The organism is Bradyrhizobium australiense, from assembly GCF_013114825.1.
GTDB lineage: Bacteria > Pseudomonadota > Alphaproteobacteria > Rhizobiales > Xanthobacteraceae > Bradyrhizobium > Bradyrhizobium australiense.
The window spans coordinates 352,086-368,889 of sequence record NZ_JAAVLX010000003.1; the positions used below are offsets into that span (position 1 = coordinate 352,086).

Consider the following 16,804-nt stretch of genomic DNA (forward strand, 5'->3'; position numbering starts at 1 on the left):
AGCGGCAAAGCAGGGAGGAATTCAATGTCCGTTTCACGGTATCTGCCGTTCGCGCGCGGCATTCTGCTGGGCGTTGCCATTGCGATGGTGTCGTCAGCCGCGTCTGCCCAAAAGCGCGAATTCTCGTTTGCCTACGACCAGCCGAAGAACAGCGGCTACGGCATCGGCGCCGAAATGTTCAACAAGAAGCTGATGGAGCTCAGCAAGGGCACGCTCTCGATCAATCAATATCCCGGCGCCCAGCTCGGTACCGAGGCGCAGACCCTGCAAAAAGTCCAAACCGGCGACATCGATTTCGTGATGCTGTCGACCGCCAATGCGTCCACCGCGCAGCCGGAGTCAGGCGTGTTCTCGCTTCACTATATCTTCCGCGATGAAGCGCACGCCATCAAGGTGCTCGGCGATCCCGCGATCATCGCGGCGATGAAGGAATTATACGCGGCCAAGATGAAGGGCGCGCACATGCTGGGGCTCGGCTCGCAGGGCCTGCGGCACATGTACGGCAAGAAGCCGGTGCAGGCCGTCGCCGACCTCAAGGGCGTCAAGGTTCGGGTGCAGGCGACGGTGACCGAAGATACGCTTTTCCCGGCGTATGGCGCCCAGGTCGTGCACATGCCGTTCGGCGAGGTCTACACCTCGCTGCAGACCGGCGTCGTCGACATGGCCGAAAACGGCATCAACAACTATCTCGTCAACAAGCACTACGAACCCGCCCCGGTGCTCTCGCTCACCGAGCACGAAGCGAACAATGCCGCTCTGTTCGTCAGCGACAAGGTATGGAGCAGTCTCACCGACGAGCAGAAGAAGTGGGTGCAGGCGGCCGCCGACGAGGTCAGCAAGAACGAACCGACCCAGGCTTTCAAGCTCGAACACGAGGCGCAGGCGAAGCTCGAGAAGATCGGCGTCAAGGTCGTCAAGAGCGTCGACAAGAGCGGCTTCATGGCCATCAGCAAGCCGATCCAGGACAAGCTGGCGTCTGATCTCGGACCGAACGCCGTCAAAGTCCTCGGCATGGTGCGCAACGTTCAATAGTTTGCGGGTTCGTAATCGCGGGCAGCCGGGCGGCTGCCCGCAGCGCCAGTCCTTTGCGGATCAGAGAATCGACATGCCCGGATTCAATAGCCTCGTCCTGGAGGAGCAGCGTCACCTGAAATGGCGCGCGCTCGACTGGCTCGAACAGGTTCTGATGATTCTCTGCGGCGTCGCCATCACCGGGTTCTCCGTCCTGGTGATGTGCGACATCGTTACCCGCACCATCGGTCATCCCTGGCTCTGGCTCCAGGAAGCGACGATGACGTTTTTTATCTATGGCATCTTCATCGGCGTGGGCGCGGCGACGCGGCGCAACGATCATCTTTATCTTGCCGTGCTGGCGGAATCGCTCACCGGCAACACGCGGCTGTTCTTCGAGACATTCAACCGGCTGGTGGTGCTCGGCGTCGCCCTCTGCATGATTTATTTCGGGTATTTGAATTTTCTGGATGGCTTCAAAAGCCTGCGCATGCCGTCGATGACGCCGTTGGCGAGCCTGTACGCGGCCATTCCGCTGTGCGGTGTGCTGATCTCTCTTTTCACCATCGAGCAGATCGTCAACGGCTGGAAAAACGGCTTCGGCGGCCTGTCGGATGCGGACGAGAAGAGGAAAGCGCTGTGACGACCAATGGCGGGCTCATCTTCCTGATGGGATTTCTCTTTCTGTTTCTCGGCTACATGGGCGTGCCGGTGGCCTTTGCCCTGATCGCGTCCGTGCTCGTGGTGACAGCGTTCACGCCGGTCAGCCTCGCCTCGATGATGGCGCAGCTCTTCAACGGAATGGACACCGAAGCGCTGCTCGCGGTGCCATTCTTCCTGCTGGTCGGCGACCTCATGACGTCGGCAAACGTCACCGTCCGCATGATTACGCTGTCGCAAACACTGGTCGGACATTTGCGCGGCGGGCTGGCGCAGGTGGTGACGATCTTCAGCATGTTCTTCGCGGGCATCTCCGGCTCATCCGCCGCCGACGTCGCCATCCTGTCGCGAACGCTTGCGCCGGAAATGAAGCGGGAAGGTTACAATCTCGCCTTCACGGCGGCGCTGATCGCCTCCGCCTCGACGATGGCCAATCTCATCCCGCCCAGCATCATGGCCGTGGTGTATGGCGCGACCGGCAATGTCTCCATCGGCGGCTTGTTCCTCGGTGGCGTTGCGCCCGGCGTGTTCGTCGGCATCGGATTGATGATCTACAGTCACTTCTTCGGGCCCGTCGGCGTCAAGCGCAAGCGCGCGACGTTTGGCATGTTCGCGACTGCCACGAAGCAGGCGGCCGTGCCGCTGATGATTCCGTTCATCATCATGGGCGGCATCCTCACCGGCCAATTCACGCCGACCGAGGCGGGCATCATTGCCGTGGCCTATATCGTGTTCGTGGCGATCCCGTTGCTCAATCGCCAGCATTACCGGCACTTGCCGCGCGACATGGCGCTGACCGGACTGCTTTATTCCATCCCGCTCATCACCATCGGCGCCGCATCGGTGTTCGGCTGGATGCTGGCCTATCTGCGGGGCCCTGCGGTGGTGTCGGGCTGGATATCGTCGGCGGCCGGCGGCGATCCCTTCCTGATCATGCTCTTGCTGGTCGCGCTGTTCGTCGTGGTCGGCGATTTCATCGATGCGATTCCCGCGATCATCATTTTCATGCCCATCATCGACGATCTTACCAAGAACGCCGACATCAATCCGGTCCATATGGGCGTCGTCATCATCGTCACGCTGGCATTCGGTTTAATTACGCCGCCTTACGGACTTGCGCTGCTGATGGCATCGAAATTTGTCGGGGTGCGCTTCGGCCGAGCGATGCTGGCGTCGTTCCCCATCTACATTGTCTTCTTCGCCGCGATCGCATTCTGCATCTTCTTCCCCGAAATCGTGCTGTGGCTGCCGAAACACCTGCTGCCGGAATCGGTGGGCTGCTTCAAGAATCCGAGCGGTGCCGGCTATATCTGCCCGTGAGGCGTCCGATCTGCCGCAACAATGGTCATCCAGCGGGCAGGCCTGCCGGAGCGACCCCCCATCAGGCCGGGAAACGGGTCGCGCCTCCCAGTCAAAAATCTGATCCGTTCCTGCCAATTGGTGCTAGTCTTGACATGTTGATCTTCTAGACCATGGATGGGGACGTCCGATGTATAAGAAGGTTCTTCTCGCCTATGACGGTTCGGTCGAGGGGCGGCGCGCGTTGCGGGAGGGCGCAAAGCTCGCACAACTCTGCCGTTCCGAGGTGTTCTTGCTCGCCGTCGTCGAGGTCTCCTCGATCATGACGCCCGAAGCCGGGCTTACGATCCCGATCGAACTGCAGACCGAGGATTACAAGGCCATCCTGAACGAAGGCACCGAGCGGCTGAAGGCGCTGGGATTTTCGCCGACGGCGCGGCTCGAGGTCGGCGATGCCGGGCAGAAAATTGCCGAGGTCGCCGAGGAAATCGGCGCGCATCTCGTCGTCGTCGGGCATCGCCCGCAGGGGGCGCTGGCGCGATGGTTCGGCTCGATCGGCAGCTATCTGGTCAAGCGCCTGCGCTGCAGCGTGCTGGTGGCCCAGACCGAGATCAGCGACGCCGAATTCGAGCGGCTGAAACCGGCGGAAACGGCAACCTTGGGATAGCTTGACGCCGACTCGAACCTAGTTCGTGGGAACGATAATCTTGCCGATCGGCCATAGCGCGATTCCGGCAAGCTTCAAGTGCGCCCAGGCGAACGGAATGCCGATAATGGTCACGGCCAGCACGACCGCCGTGACGACATGCCCGAGCGCCAGCCACCACCCCGCCAGCACCAGCCAGATGATGTTGCCGATCACCCCGAGCGGGCCGGTGCCGATATCTTCCTGCCCGGTATAGAAGTCGCGCGATACGGCCCTGAAGCCGAACGGGAACAAGGTGTAGGCCGCGATATTGAACGCGGCGCGCGCCCAGGGAATCCCGATGATCGTGATCGCCATGACGATGGACGCTACCAGCCAGCCAAACGCCATCCACGCTCCGCCGAGAACGACCCAGATCACATTGAGGAGCAGTGAGACCGGCGACATGGCTGCTATTCCTATGTTGACGCAATGCTGGCGAAACCGCGCTGCGGTCGAACCCAATTGCCCCAGGCCCTGTAGACGCTAGACCGATTCCCACGACGATCAAGCAACAAGCGCGCCAACGAACACGTCAAGGAGAAACGTTCACGTGTCCGCTCGAATTCGGCTGGTATCTGCCAACGCATAGCGACACCACGGCCTGTGGCCTGATGGACGCACAGATTCCCGGCTCGCCCGAACTGTGCGACCGGGTGGTGCAGGCGGCGGAGAAGGCCGGCTTCGAATATCTCCTGATCCCGGTCGGTTCGGCGTGCTGGGAAGCCTGGATCACCGGCGCATTCATGGCGGCGCGTTCGTCCTCGATCAAGCCGCTGATTGCGGCGCGTCCCGGCTACATCAACCCGGTGCTGCTGGCAAAGATGATCTCGACCTTCGACCATATGTCGGGCGCGCGCATGGCCGCGAAAACGACATCGGCTTCGGCATGCGCCTTCAAGTGATCTGCCGCGAGAACGAGGCGGACGCCTGGGAGCCGGCGGACCAATTGGTGCGGCACGCGACCGAGCGGCAGAAGCAGGAAATGAAGACGCTCTACAACCGGTCGGAGGCGAACCAGCGCGTGCAGCAGCTTGCCCGTGAGCAGGGCAATCTCCTGCTGCCGCATCTGTGGACCGGCATCACAAAAGTTCGCCCCGGCGCCGGCATTGCCGTCGTCGGCAATCCTGTCCAATGCGCCGAGACCTTGCAGCAATTCATCGACGCCGGCTGCCACTCGTTCTGCCTGTCCGGCTATCTGCATGACGAGGAGGCCGAGTGTTTTGGCCGGCTGATCCGTCCCATTCTTGCCGAGAACAATCGCGGCCGCTGGGCGGCGTAGAGCGGACGGCGGATACGGCCGTATGCTGCAGTGCAGCCGAATGGCCATTGGACGCCGGGGTATTGCTGCGCTCGCCTTTATATCGCTCGCGGTGATGGGTGCCCGGCGCTAAAGTCGGGCCGAATTCAACTGGGTACCGCCAAATGAGTGGATCGAGCTCGGTATTGGCGTGGAGCTCCGCCTTGGAGGACTTCGCGCTGTTTCGAACGCTCAGTTCCGAACAGCGGCTGAAGGCCCTCAACGCCATGGTCCGCCAGGATCTGGTGCGCGGGCAGATGCTGGTCGCCCAAGGCGGGCCGTCAGACTCGCTCTTCCTGGTGCTGCACGGCGCGCTGGCAGTGCGCAAGACCGGCTATCTCGAGCCGATCGCCGAGCTTCGGGCCGGCGAGCTGGTGGGCGAGATCGGCTTCTTCGCCAATGTCCCGCGCACGGCCGATGTGATCGCCATCCGCGACACCAGCGTGCTGGCATTGACGCGCCCGGCCTACCATAAGCTCGTCGAGGAAGCTCCCGCCATCGTCGAGGCGCTGCTGGCTGCGCTGGCGCGGCGGTTCGCCAAGGAGACGGCGCGCATCGCGCCGTTCCGAACCTCGCCGAAGGCACGAACGGTGGCGCTGATCGACGGCGGATTGGAGCCGTTGCCGGGCGCTTTCGATCGCCGGATGCGTGAGGGGCTCGCCGCGATCGAGGCCGAGATCGTCGATGCCGCCCGGCTGCAGGCGATGTTTCCAGGGCGCGCGCTCGATGCGCATGAAGTCACCGAATGGCTCAACAAGCTCGAACACACCGCGCCGCTGGTGGTCTATCTCGGCGGCCGTGAGGCGTCGCCCTGGGCGCGCAAGGCCATCCGACAGGCCGATATGGTCGTGTTCGCGTGCCGCGGGGATGCGCCTGCAGCGACATTGACGGAAATCGAGGCCTTCGCCTGCGAGGTTCATTCGATCTCGGCCAGACGTCTCGTTCGCATTCATGACCGGCGAAGTGGCGAGGTCTCCGGCACCGCCGCCTGGCTCGCCCGGCTGCCGGCCTTCATGCATCACCATGTCGCGCTCGAAGACCAGGTCGATATCGACAGCCTGATCCGCTTTCTGTGCGGACGCGCAATTGGCTTCGTCGCCGCCGGCGGCGGCAGTTTTGGGACCGCGCATGTCGGGATCTACAAGGCGTTTCGCGAGCACGGCGTGATGTTCGACATCTTCGTAGGCACCAGCGTCGGCTCCGCCATGGTGGCCGGCTTTGCCAAAAATCTCGAAGCCGAGGATCTCGAGCGCGGCACGCACGAAATCTTTGTCAGGAGCCGAAGCTTCCGGCGGCCGACCTGGCCGCGCTACGCCCTGCTGGATCACAAGGCGTTCGATCGGGCGCTCGCGCAGCAATACGGGCCCGACTGCCGGATCGAGGATTGCTGGCGGCCTTTTGCGGCCGTCGCCACCAACCTTTCGACGCACAATCTCGAGCTGATCCGCACGGGGCCGCTCTGGCAGGCGGTCCGCGCCTCGAGCGCGATTCCCGGGCTGTTGCCGCCGTTCTACACGAAGGAAGGCGCGATGCTGGTCGACGGATGCCTCATCGACAACGTCCCGCTGACCTCAATGCACCAGCTCAAGAGCGGCCCCAATCTGGTCGTGCATTTCGGCGAGCCCGCGGCGGAGATATTCGATGTCGATTACGCATCGCTGCCGGGACGGCTGGAATTGATCGCCGCCATGCTGACGCCGTTCCGCAAGAAGCTATTGCCCGCGGCGCCGAGCGCGGTGAACGTGCTGTGGCGCAGCCTCGTGGCGCATCAGCGCTATGATACCTTGCCGGTGGGGCCGTTCGATACGGTGATGCGGCCGCCATCTCCGCTCGGGATCGACGTGACCGATTTCGATCGCCACGCCGAAATCTTCGAAGCTTCGTACCTCTGGGCCAAGGAAGCTATCGCGGCGCTGGAGGCGGGCGGTAGTTCGGCGATCGCGGCCATTCTCGACGCCGGCGCGCTCGAACGGCGTCAGGCGACGGCCGTCGCGGCATCCAATCGCCCGCCCAGCAATCGCCTTGCCTCGGCCGCCGGCTTCGGCGCGCTGAACAGGTAGCCCTGCATCTGGGTGCAGCCGAGCTGGCGCAGCATCTCGCGCTGCTGCTCGGTCTCAACCCCTTCCGCCGTTGTGGTCATGTTGCGGGCGGCTGCAATATTCACCACGGCCCGCACGATCGCAGCCGAACCGTCGATCTCGATGTCGCTAACGAAGCAGCGGTCGATTTTGATCTTGTCGAACGGGAATCGCTTCAGATAGCTCAACGAGGAAAAGCCGGTGCCGAAATCGTCGAGCGCGATGCGCACGCCAATGGCGCGAAGCTGATGCAGGATCGCAAGCGCCGTTTCATCGTCATGGATCAGCACCGCCTCGGTGATCTCGATCTCAAGCCGGTCGGGCGGCAGGCCGGAGGCGGCCAGCGCGCCCGTGATCCGCAGCGCCAGCGTCGGCGACTTCAATTGGATCGGAGAAACGTTGACGGCGAGCCTCACGCGGGACGGCCAGCCGGCCGCCTCGGTGCAGGCGGTCTGCATGACCCAGTCGCCGAGTTCGTTGATCAGGCCGGTGTCCTCGGCGATCGGGATGAATTCGGCCGGAGAGACCATGCCGCGTTCCGCATGCCGCCAGCGTAACAGCGCCTCGCAGCCCGTCACCTCGCCGCTCGCGAGATCGAGCAGCGGTTGGTAATGAATTTCGAAGTCGCCGTCGGCCAAAGCCTGGCGTAGATCCTGCTCCATGGCGAGCCGCGCCTGGGCGCGGGCATCCATCGCTGGCTCGAAGAAGCGATGGGTGCGGCGTCCCTCGGCCTTGGCGGCGTACATCGCGAGGTCGGCGTGCTTGATCAACTGGTCGAGTTCGGTGCCGTCCTCCGGGGCGAGCGCGATGCCGATGCTGGCGTCGGTCGAGAGATGATGGCCGAGGCACTGATAGGGCTGCCGTATCGCCTCGTACATACGGGCCACGAACTCCTCGACCTCAGTGCGGCTACCGATCGCGGTCTGGATCACAGCGAATTCATCGCCGCCGAGACGGGCGATCAGATCGCCCGGCTTGATGCAATCCTTGAGGCAGGCTGCGACCGCTTTCAGAAGCTCGTCGCCGACATCGTGTCCGAGCGAGTCGTTGATGCCCTTGAATTCGTCGATGTCGATATAGAGCAGTGCGAATCGCTCGCCGCTAGCTGCCTTCCGAAGCTCGCGCTCGATCTGCTCGCGGAACAGCACCCGGTTCGGAAGATCGGTCAGCGCGTCGTAATGCGCCAGATGCGCGATCTTGTCATTGGCACGCCGGCGCTCGGTCACGTCGTCGACGACGTTGATGATGTAATGCGCCTGGCCGGCTGAGTTGCGGATTCCAAGCCGCATGGAGGTGATGTAGCGCGGGCCCATTCCCTGGGTTTCCCAGACATGCTCGTCCTTGAACAGGCCATCGGGAGATTGCAGCGTTTTCTCTTCATCGGCCGCGATGATCTCGGCGGCGGCTTGCGGAAAGATGTCGGAGGCCGTTTTGCCGATGATGAGGTCGCGCGAAATGCCGAACTGGGCTTCCGCCACGCGGTTGACCAGGAGATAGCGCCGGTCGTGCACGTCCTTGACGGTGATCTGGGAGGGGATGTGATCGATGATCTGACTCAGGAAGGCGTAGTTGCGGTCGCGCTCCTGCTCGAGATTGCGCCGCTCGGTGATGTCTTCCATGGTAGCGACCCAGCCGCCATCCGCTAAGGGCTTTCTCACCGTCAGGAATGTGCGCCCGTCGGCGCATTGGATGACGCTGTGGCCCGCCTGGCCGCGCCCGATGTTCTGCATTACCGAATCACAGAACTCATCGATGTCGCCATCGAACGAGCCGCGATCCTTGCGATGCTGCATCAGGTCGCGGAAATGACAGCCGGGCTTGACCACGTCGGCCGACAAATTGTGCATGTCGAGATAGCGCTGGTTGAAGGTGACGAGGCGAGCCGAGGCGTCGAACGTCGCCAGACCCTGGATCATGTTGTTCAGGGCGGTATCGAGCCGGCCTCGTTCCGTTTCCAGCCGCTGCTGCGCTTCGCGGCTCTGCCGGGTGATCTGCCGGATGATCAGGAACAGGATCAGCGCGACCACCGCAGCCGACAGCGTTGCCGCGATGATCAAGAACCTGGTTTGCTCTTGCCAGTCGGCGAGCGCTGCGGTGACCGTGTTGGTCGCGACCACCACGCCCGCGTGATGCCCGAGCGGCGCCGCAGCTCCCAGTCTAGCCGTCTGGTCGATCGGACTTTGCACGCGCAGCATCTGTGGGCTGCTGCTTTCCCGCACGCGCTGCAGCAGCGGCGCCGACGAAAAATTGTTCCCGATCAATTCGTCGACGCGCGGATAGCGCGCCAGCAGGGTGCTGTCGGCATCAAACATCGAAATGGCGGCGCCGTTGCCGAGCGCGACGGAAGCGAAGAATTTTTCATAGTTGGCAGGATTGATGCGGCGCGTCATCACGCCGAGAAACATGCCGTCTTCACCGCGCAATCGATGGGCGATCACGGAATTTAGACTGCCGGTGAGATAGCTGCGAACCGACTCGGCCAGGATGGACGGCGATCGTGAATCGAATTTGAAGCTCTTGAAATAGGCCCGCTCGGAGATGTTGAGCTTGGGTGCGGGAAGCGGCCGCGACCAGTTGATCAGGTCTCCATTGGAATCGAAGATCGAGATGTCGCCGAGATAGGACAGAACGCCCGCCTTGGATCGCAGGATCTCGTGCGCTTCGGAGCTCGCGACGCTTTGCCGGAATTCCTTCTCCGAGCCGATGCCGGAAATCTGCAGCCGGGAGATCACGTCGTCGGCGAGTGTATCGGAGTCCTCGAACTGCTGGTCGAAATGGCGCGCAACCAGAAGAACGGTGTTCTCCAGTTCGCGCTCGCTGTTGACAAGCGCGCGCTCACGAAATTCGCCGGCCATCATGATGGCGCCGACGAAAATCGCCGCGACCAGCATGCCGCCGCAAAGGGTCAGCCACAACACCGGGCCCCGGATCGTCGCGGCAAGGTGTCGTCCGATGGCCGCGGTCCGGGCCTTCATGCCTCGCAGGTGGTGAAACAGGTCGCGCATTCTCCCTTCTCCCCGGCAACTGCATACGATGCGCGGATGTCATAAGCCGTTAGGAAATCCGGTTACCCAAGGCTTAATCGCGTTGCCCACCGGACGCGATTGCGAGATGAAGCGTACTCTACTGCTTCTGTTGTCGTGTCGGCGGAGAGGAAGCGCCCGTTCGCGACGAGCATCCGCCCTTCTAGCGGCGATAGCTGCCGTTGCGCGAATAGGCGGGGCGGTTTTCCTGTGCCGGCCGGCTGGCGAAGCTGGCGCGCGCCTCGCTGGCGCGCGGCGTCGCCAGCTTGAGGTCTTCCAGGAAGATCGGCTTTGAGAAGTAGTAGCCCTGGGCGTAACGGATCCTGGTCGCGGCCTGCAGATAGGCCAGTTCCTCGAAGTTTTCGAGGCCTTCGGCGATCACGGTCATGCCGAGTGCCTCGCTCAAGGATTCGATTGCATGCAAGATGCCCTGGCTGCGCGGACGCTTATGGATGTCGGTGATGAAGGAGCGGTCGATCTTGATCTCGTCGGCGGTAATATCGGCCAATGCCGACAGCGACGAATAGCCGATGCCGAAATCGTCGATCGAGATCTTGACACCGAGCTTGCGGAAGATCGGCAGGATCTCGTCCTGAAAATGCGTCTTGGTGATGAACGCGTCTTCCGTCACCTCGATCATGAAGCGCTTTGGAAATCCGGTGGCTTCGATCGCCTGGGCGAATAGGCGCATGAATTCGAGATTGCCGGCCTGTTTGGCCGCGACGTTCATGCTGATCGTTGTGTCAGGACCGAAGTTCTCGTTGATCAGGTCGATCGACTTGACGATCTCCGCCAGCACCAGGTGGGTCAGTTCGTCGATCAGGCCGAGTTCGGTGGCGAGATTGATGAAGGTGCTGGGGGCCTGAATCACCCCCTCGTCGTCGCGCAGGCGCACCAGTGCCTCGACGCCAATGATGTCCTGGGTCCGGATATCGACCTTGGGCTGGAAGGCGCAGCAAAAGCGCTTTTCCAGGATCGCCACCCGCAGCGCCTGCTCGACTTTCATCCGCGCCAGGGCTTCGCGTTCCATACCGGCGTCGAAGAACGCCGCGGCGCCCTTGCTGCCGTTCTTAACGCGGTACATTGCGATATCCGCGTTTTGACGCAATTCCTCATAGCTGCACCCGTGCTCGGGATAGAGGCTGACGCCGATCGAGGTCGAGGCGAAGATCTCGGACTGATCGATGAAGAACGGCGACTTCAGCCGCTGCAGGATGAAGCGGATGAACTCCGTGACCTCGCTCTCGCTCTCGATCGGGTTGAGCAGCAGCATGAACTCGTCGCCGCTGATGCGCGACAGGATGTCGGACTCGCGCAGATCGAGTCCCACCCGCCTGGCGATTTCCGCCAGCAGCGCGTCGCCGACCGGATGTCCATAGTAATCGTTGATGTGCTTGAAATTGTCGACGTCAAGAAAGGCCAGTGCGAAACGGCCCTGTCCGTTGTCGTACTTGAGCAGACTGTTGACGCGATGCTCGATCACACGGCGCGTCGGCAGCCCGGTCAATTCGTCGTAATAGGCGGAACGGAACAGATGTTCCTCGAACACCTTCTGTTCGGTGATATCGGCGGAACTCGAGATCAGAAAATTCCGCTCGGCGATCCGGACCGGCCGGTGGGAGGTGAGAAACACCCGTTTGGTCGGGCTGCCGGCAATGGTTTCTTCGAGCACGGCCGGGCGGCCGGTGCGCAGCACTTCGAGGCAGGTTTCGCGGCGATCGTTCAGTTGCGAAGCCGCCGGTGCCATAGCGGCCGTCTGCAGGAGATCCGCGGCGGCTTCGTTCATCAGCACGAACTCGCCGGCTTCGTCCTGAACCGTCACGCCGGCCGGAAGCAATTTGAACACATCGCGCAGAATGTTCAATTCGGATTCAAATATGCTTTCATCGCCGACTTGCGTCGCCGTCGCGTGAAAGTCGCGTTTATTAGAACTATGCATGCCGTGGAGCTTGGCAAAGGCCCTTATAGTATTGGTTAAGTGGAACTGCGAAAAACCGTAACAACCGTACAAGTCGGCGATTTCCAGCCGCATCGGCTCGATCGTCATTAACAGAGTGTCAACGCAAAGCGAGAGAGTGCGCTGACAGTGGGAATGCTTCGCCGAGCCTGTCATCGGGCGCTCATTCGCGCGGCCCGTTGGCCCGCTCTGACGCAGAGGGAGCGACGCAACACAACATCGTCATCTCCCGCTCATGCGGGGGATCCAGTACGCTGCGGCGTTTCGATTCGATCACTGCTGTCTCTGGAATACTGGGTCACCCGCCTTCGCGGGTGACGACGACTGAATATGACTTCGCGAGCGCTGGCTGACATACGTCGGAAGCGCTATGACGAGCTGGCGCGAGAGAAAGTCGACTAGTCGGCGGCCTAGCTCGCCGGGATCTTGCATTGCATCGTGCAATGCACGCCGGTCTTCAGGAAGCGGATCTCGGTCTTGCCGTCGAACGCGCGCAGCGCCGACTGCAACAGCTTGGTGCCGAAGCCCGGCGGGCCGACATTTTCGATCACGGGGCCTTCGGTCTCGTCCCAGGTGAGATTGAGGCGATCATCCGACACCGACCACGACACTTGCAGTAGCCCGCGGGCCGAAGAAAACGCGCCGTACTTGCCCGCATTGGTGGCCAGCTCGTGGAAGATCAGCGCCAGGCTGACCGCCAGTTTGGCCGGCAGAAACAGCGCATCGCCGTTCAAATTGAACCGGACATGGCCGTAGGGCCCGAGCTCGGAATGCAGCATGTCCTTGATGTCGCAACCATTGCCGTCGAGCCGCGCGATCAAATCGTCGGTCGCCGACAGCGCGCGAAGGCGGCGATCGATGCTGCCCCAGATCTGCGGCTGGTCCTGCAGGACCTGGTGCAGCACAGCGTGGATCGTCGATGTCTTGTTTTTGAGCCGGTGCTGCAACTCCTCGACCAGGAGCTTGCGATACTCCTCTTCCTGGATCAGGCGTTGCGAATCTTCCCGTTGTTGGGCGACGATCCTCCGGTAATGCTCGACGCCCCAAATGGCGAAGCCGCAAACTGCCCAGAACATCAATAGCAGCGCAAACCGCGCGGAATCGGCCGTGGCACTGCTGAAATTGACGAGGACGCCGAGTGCGCCTCCCACGATTGCCGTCGCGATCCCGATCCGGGCGCCGCCGACGGCGGCGGCCAGGAACACGGCGGGAAAATAAGGCGTGAAGAATACGTCTGGACGCATATGGGCGATGCCCCACCGGGCGATCGTCGACAAGGCGAGGCAGCCGGCCGCGAACAGCGTGCTGGAAAGCAGGGACGGCTGGGAGATTCCCTGCCAGCCGCGTCTGAGCTCGTCGATCAATTTCTTCATCGGGATTGTCACTTCACGTGATCAGCGCATCCAAAATATGGCCGATCATACCGAAAATCGGGGATTCCGTGGCGCCGAAGGGCAGCAAGCCCAGCCGAACGCCGGCTGATCGCGATGGAACAAGCTCGCTTGCCTTGTCCGCGAGGGGCGGGAATATTGGCGTCAACGAATTTCGACAGGGGATAACACCATGGGACGGCTGGACGGCAAGGTGGCGGTGATCACCGGTGCGACGAGCGGCATCGGATTGCATACCGCGGAGCTATTCGTCGCCGAGGGCGCAAAAATCGTGATCGCCGGGCGCCGCGCGCCGGAGGGCGAGGCGCTGGCCAAAAAGCTCGGCGCCAACTGCGTCTTTCGCCAGACCGACGTCACGGTGGAAGAGCAGATGAAGGCGCTGATCGGACTTTCGGTACAAAAATTCGGCCGCATCGATTGCCTGTTCAACAATGCCGGCGGCCCGGCGCAGACCGGCGGCATCGAAGGCCTCGAGGTCGAGCGGTTTGATGCCGCGATGGCGACGCTGGTGCGCAGCGTGATGCTCGGCATGAAGCATGCGGCGCCGTACATGCGCAAGCAAGGTTCCGGCAGCATCATCAACAACGGCAGCATTGCCGGCCGCCTCGCCGGCTTTTCGTCGTCAATGGTCTACAGCGCAGCGAAGGCCGCCGTCATCCATCTCACCAAATGTGTGGCAATGGAACTCGGCGAAGCCAACATCCGCGTCAATTCGATTTCACCCGGCGCGATCGCGACCGGCATTTTCGGCAAGGCGCTGGGCTTGTCGGTGGAAGCCGCCGAAAAGACCCCGTCCGTGATGCGCGAGGTCTACAAGGCAGCGCAGCCGATCCCGCGCGCCGGTCTGCCCGAAGATATCGCGCACGCCGCGGTATTTCTGGCCAGCGACGAATCCTCCTTCATCAACGGCCACGATCTGGTGGTCGACGGCGCCATGACCGGCGGCCGCAACTGGAGCCAGCAACAGCAGGGTTATGTCACGCTGAAGAGGGCGTTCGATCAGGGCGCGGGATAACCCGTCATTGCGAGCGAAGCGAAGCAATCCATCTTGCCACGCAAGGAATACTGGATTGCTGCGTCGCTTCGCTCCTCGCGACGACGGCTAGAAATTGCAAGGGAAAGACGCAAATGTCCGCAACATTTCATCTGTCGCCATCGGAAGGCCGCCCGTTCTATCTCGCCGTCATCGCCGGACTCGCCTGCGCCTTCGTCATCGGCAAGACGCTGCCATCGACCATGGACGCAGTCTCCGCGATCATCGAGCCGCTCTGCGCCAACAGCGTGAGCGGTTCGATGCAGGATGTCGTCGAGCCGATCAGCTCGCACGCGCTGCCGAACGTGCCGGGCAAGCGCGTCACCATCGTGCGCGTATTCTATGGCCCGGGCGGCTTTACTCCTGCGCACCGGCATGCCGGCTCCGTCACCGCCTATGTCACCAAGGGCGAGATCCGCTCGCAACTGGCCGGCGGCCCGGTCGAGACGTTTGGGGTCGGACAGTCGTTTTTCGAGCCGCCCGGCTCAACCCACCTGGTCTCGGCCAATGCCAGCCTGACCGAACCTGCGGAATTGATCGCGGTGTTCGTCGCCGACGAGGGCGCGCAACTCACAACGCTGGTGAAGTAAGGGCATTCGTGGGGTGGACAATGATCGTAGAGTTGGCAAGGCGCAGCGTGTCCACTAGCACGGGCGCAGTGCTTGATGGTCAACCTACGCACTAAGCCTCACACCGCCTTCACCATCACCCGCAATCCGTCCCGCGGTTTCGGGATTGGCCACATCTGCCAGTCTGGCTTGTAGCCGGGCTCCAGCGACACTTCTAGATTCTGCAGGAAATGTCGCGCAAAGCATTTCGCCTGCATATAGGCGAAGTGCAGGCCGAGGCACATATGGGCGCCGCCGCCATACGGCACCCAGGCGAAACGATGGCGGTTGCGCTGCGCCTCGTCGGTGAAGCGCGTGGGATCGAATTTCTCCGGCTCGGGCCAGATCTCCGGCATGTGGTGCGTGAACAGCGGGTTGACGCCGACCAGCGTGCCGGCGGGAATGTCGTACCCCTTAAACGAAAAATCGCGCACCGCGCGACGCGGCATCGACGGCACCGGCGGCTTCAGCCGCAGCGCTTCCTTGAACGCCATTTCCGACAGCCGCATCTTGTCGAGATTGTCGATGCTGGAGGGATCGTTAGCCTCGATATCGAGGCCTTTGACTTCCTCGCGCAACTGCTGCTGCCATTCGGGGTGGGCGGCAAGCTCGCCGACAAAAGAGGTCAGCGACGATGTCAGCGTGTCGTGCGCCGCCATCATCAGAAAACTCATGTGATCGATGATGTCCTGGGTCGACAACAGCGCGCCGTCCTCGTGCGTCGCCTGGCACAGCTGCGAGAATAGGTCATCGCCGCTGCCACGCGCGCGGCGGATCGGAATCTGCTCGGCGAAGTAGGCAACGATCCGCTTGCGGCCCGCAACGCCGCGGCCCATCTGCGTGAACGGCAGCGGCCGCCGGATCGGCGCCACGGCTGCGGCCACCATGTCGATGAAGGCGCGGGTAATCTCGTCGACCTCAGGCCCGATATCGGCGCCGAGGAACGACGTCGCCGCCAGATCGAGGGTGAGCTGCTTCATCGCCGGATACACCAGCATCTCGCCCGGTTGCGCTTTCCACTGCTTGATCCGCGCGGCAATGCCGCGGTCGAGATCGACGAGGTAGGACTTCATCGGCCCCGACTTGAACGCGACCGACAGCGCGCGGCGGTGCAGGCGGTGCTCTTCAAAATCCAGCAGCATCAGCCCGCGCGGAAACAACAGGCCGAGGATCGGTCCCCAGCCATGGGTGGAGGAGAACAGGCGCGCCTGGTCGAACAGCACGAGCTCGTTGGCCTCGGGCCCGAGCATCGTCACGCTGGTCTCGCCGAACAGATGAGTGCGGTAGATCAGACCGTATTTGGCGGCCGACTTTTCAATCTGTCCTTTGGGGTCGGCCAGCACCGCCAGCGTGTTGCCGATGAACGGCCAACCCTCGTTACCGGGAATGTGCCGTAGCGCCTTGGGGTTCGGCGGCACCGGGATATTGGCGGGGGAAGCCACATTCTGCATCGACATGGCAATTGCTCTGGTTTCCTCGGTTCGAACATTATCCAACGAGACAGCGGCTTTGTCGCGGCCTTAAAACAGTGGCGCTCGCGGGGTCGGATCTAGCCGAGGCAGGTAAATAATCCTTTGTTTTGATACGGCAAAGCGCGCGCTTGGCGGAAGCACGTAGGATGCCGCGCAAGAAGGTCATTTAGGCCTGCTCTCCGGTACGTCAGTAGAGCAGAGCTGCTAACCCCGTTATTGCGAGGAGCGATAGCGAAGACGCAATCCATGTCTCGGCTTGTGGCGATATGGATTGCTTCGCTTCGCTT

Annotated in this window: 14 protein-coding genes; 9 read left to right on the plus strand and 5 right to left on the minus strand. The window is 62.3% G+C overall.

Annotated features, from left to right (window positions below; translation table 11 throughout):
• The first annotated feature begins 24 nt into the window (after window positions 1-24).
• The 4 genes from HCN58_RS08805 (at window position 25) to HCN58_RS08820 (ending at window position 3,637) form a co-directional block, all read left to right on the plus strand.
• Entirely contained in the window at window positions 25-1,032 is a 1,008-nt protein-coding gene (locus tag HCN58_RS08805) for a TRAP transporter substrate-binding protein (protein ID WP_171578973.1), read from the plus strand.
• Between the two features lie 73 nt (window positions 1,033-1,105).
• Window positions 1,106-1,654 carry a TRAP transporter small permease gene (locus tag HCN58_RS08810; RefSeq protein ID WP_171578974.1) on the plus strand — a complete coding sequence of 183 codons (549 nt, stop codon included), beginning with the start codon at window positions 1,106-1,108 and terminating at the stop codon, window positions 1,652-1,654.
• 26 nt (window positions 1,655-1,680) lie between these two features.
• Window positions 1,681-2,991, plus strand: coding sequence for a TRAP transporter large permease (locus tag HCN58_RS08815; RefSeq protein WP_171579524.1), 1,311 nt, complete (start codon window positions 1,681-1,683; stop codon window positions 2,989-2,991).
• A gap of 169 nt (window positions 2,992-3,160) precedes the next feature.
• Complete coding sequence (locus HCN58_RS08820) at window positions 3,161-3,637, plus strand: universal stress protein (protein WP_171578975.1); 477 nt, start codon at window positions 3,161-3,163, stop codon at window positions 3,635-3,637.
• An 18-nt stretch (window positions 3,638-3,655) separates the two neighbouring features.
• Here the strand turns inward: HCN58_RS08820 and HCN58_RS08825 are convergent, their stop codons facing one another.
• On the minus strand, window positions 3,656-4,063 hold the full coding sequence (locus tag HCN58_RS08825) for a YccF domain-containing protein (protein ID WP_171578976.1): 408 nt from the start codon (window positions 4,061-4,063) through the stop codon (window positions 3,656-3,658).
• A gap of 206 nt (window positions 4,064-4,269) precedes the next feature.
• On the opposite strand from HCN58_RS08825, the gene HCN58_RS35610 reads away from it, so the two are divergent.
• From HCN58_RS35610 to HCN58_RS08835, 3 genes are all read left to right on the plus strand, one after another.
• The gene (locus HCN58_RS35610) at window positions 4,270-4,560 is read left to right on the plus strand and encodes an LLM class flavin-dependent oxidoreductase (protein ID WP_235983497.1); all 291 of its coding nucleotides are present in this window, start codon (window positions 4,270-4,272) and stop codon (window positions 4,558-4,560) included.
• Window positions 4,545-4,937, plus strand: a complete 393-nt coding sequence (locus HCN58_RS35615; RefSeq protein ID WP_235983500.1) for an LLM class oxidoreductase — start codon at window positions 4,545-4,547, stop codon at window positions 4,935-4,937. The genes HCN58_RS35610 and HCN58_RS35615 overlap by 16 nt, the downstream gene beginning before the upstream one ends.
• Before the next feature lie 182 nt (window positions 4,938-5,119).
• Window positions 5,120-7,015, plus strand: coding sequence for a patatin-like phospholipase family protein (locus tag HCN58_RS08835; RefSeq protein WP_235983502.1), 1,896 nt, complete (start codon window positions 5,120-5,122; stop codon window positions 7,013-7,015).
• On the opposite strand, the gene HCN58_RS08840 is transcribed toward HCN58_RS08835, so the two are convergent.
• The 3 genes from HCN58_RS08840 to HCN58_RS08850 form a co-directional block, all read right to left on the minus strand.
• Window positions 6,931-10,038, minus strand: a complete 3,108-nt coding sequence (locus tag HCN58_RS08840) for an EAL domain-containing protein (RefSeq protein ID WP_171578978.1) — start codon at window positions 10,036-10,038, stop codon at window positions 6,931-6,933. The two genes, HCN58_RS08835 and HCN58_RS08840, sit on opposite strands and share 85 nt — an antisense overlap.
• Window positions 10,039-10,219: 181 nt before the next feature.
• Entirely contained in the window at window positions 10,220-11,995 is a 1,776-nt protein-coding gene (locus HCN58_RS08845) for a putative bifunctional diguanylate cyclase/phosphodiesterase (protein WP_171579525.1), read from the minus strand.
• A gap of 428 nt (window positions 11,996-12,423) precedes the next feature.
• The gene (locus HCN58_RS08850) at window positions 12,424-13,386 is read right to left on the minus strand and encodes a sensor histidine kinase (protein WP_171578979.1); all 963 of its coding nucleotides are present in this window, start codon (window positions 13,384-13,386) and stop codon (window positions 12,424-12,426) included.
• Between the two features lie 190 nt (window positions 13,387-13,576).
• Here HCN58_RS08850 and HCN58_RS08855 point away from each other — a divergent pair, with 190 nt between their 5' ends.
• Together HCN58_RS08855 and HCN58_RS08860 are read left to right on the plus strand one after the other, a co-directional pair.
• A complete protein-coding gene (locus tag HCN58_RS08855; protein WP_171578980.1) occupies window positions 13,577-14,419 on the plus strand; it encodes an SDR family NAD(P)-dependent oxidoreductase in 843 nt (280 codons plus the stop codon).
• A gap of 113 nt (window positions 14,420-14,532) precedes the next feature.
• Window positions 14,533-15,027 (plus strand): cupin domain-containing protein, encoded by a 495-nt coding sequence (locus tag HCN58_RS08860; RefSeq protein ID WP_171578981.1) that lies wholly within the window; start codon window positions 14,533-14,535, stop codon window positions 15,025-15,027.
• A 98-nt stretch (window positions 15,028-15,125) separates the two neighbouring features.
• Here the strand turns inward: HCN58_RS08860 and HCN58_RS08865 are convergent, their stop codons facing one another.
• Window positions 15,126-16,502: a cytochrome P450 gene (locus HCN58_RS08865; RefSeq protein WP_171578982.1), complete on the minus strand. Its 1,377-nt coding sequence runs from the start codon at window positions 16,500-16,502 to the stop codon at window positions 15,126-15,128.
• Window positions 16,503-16,804 lie beyond the last annotated feature (302 nt).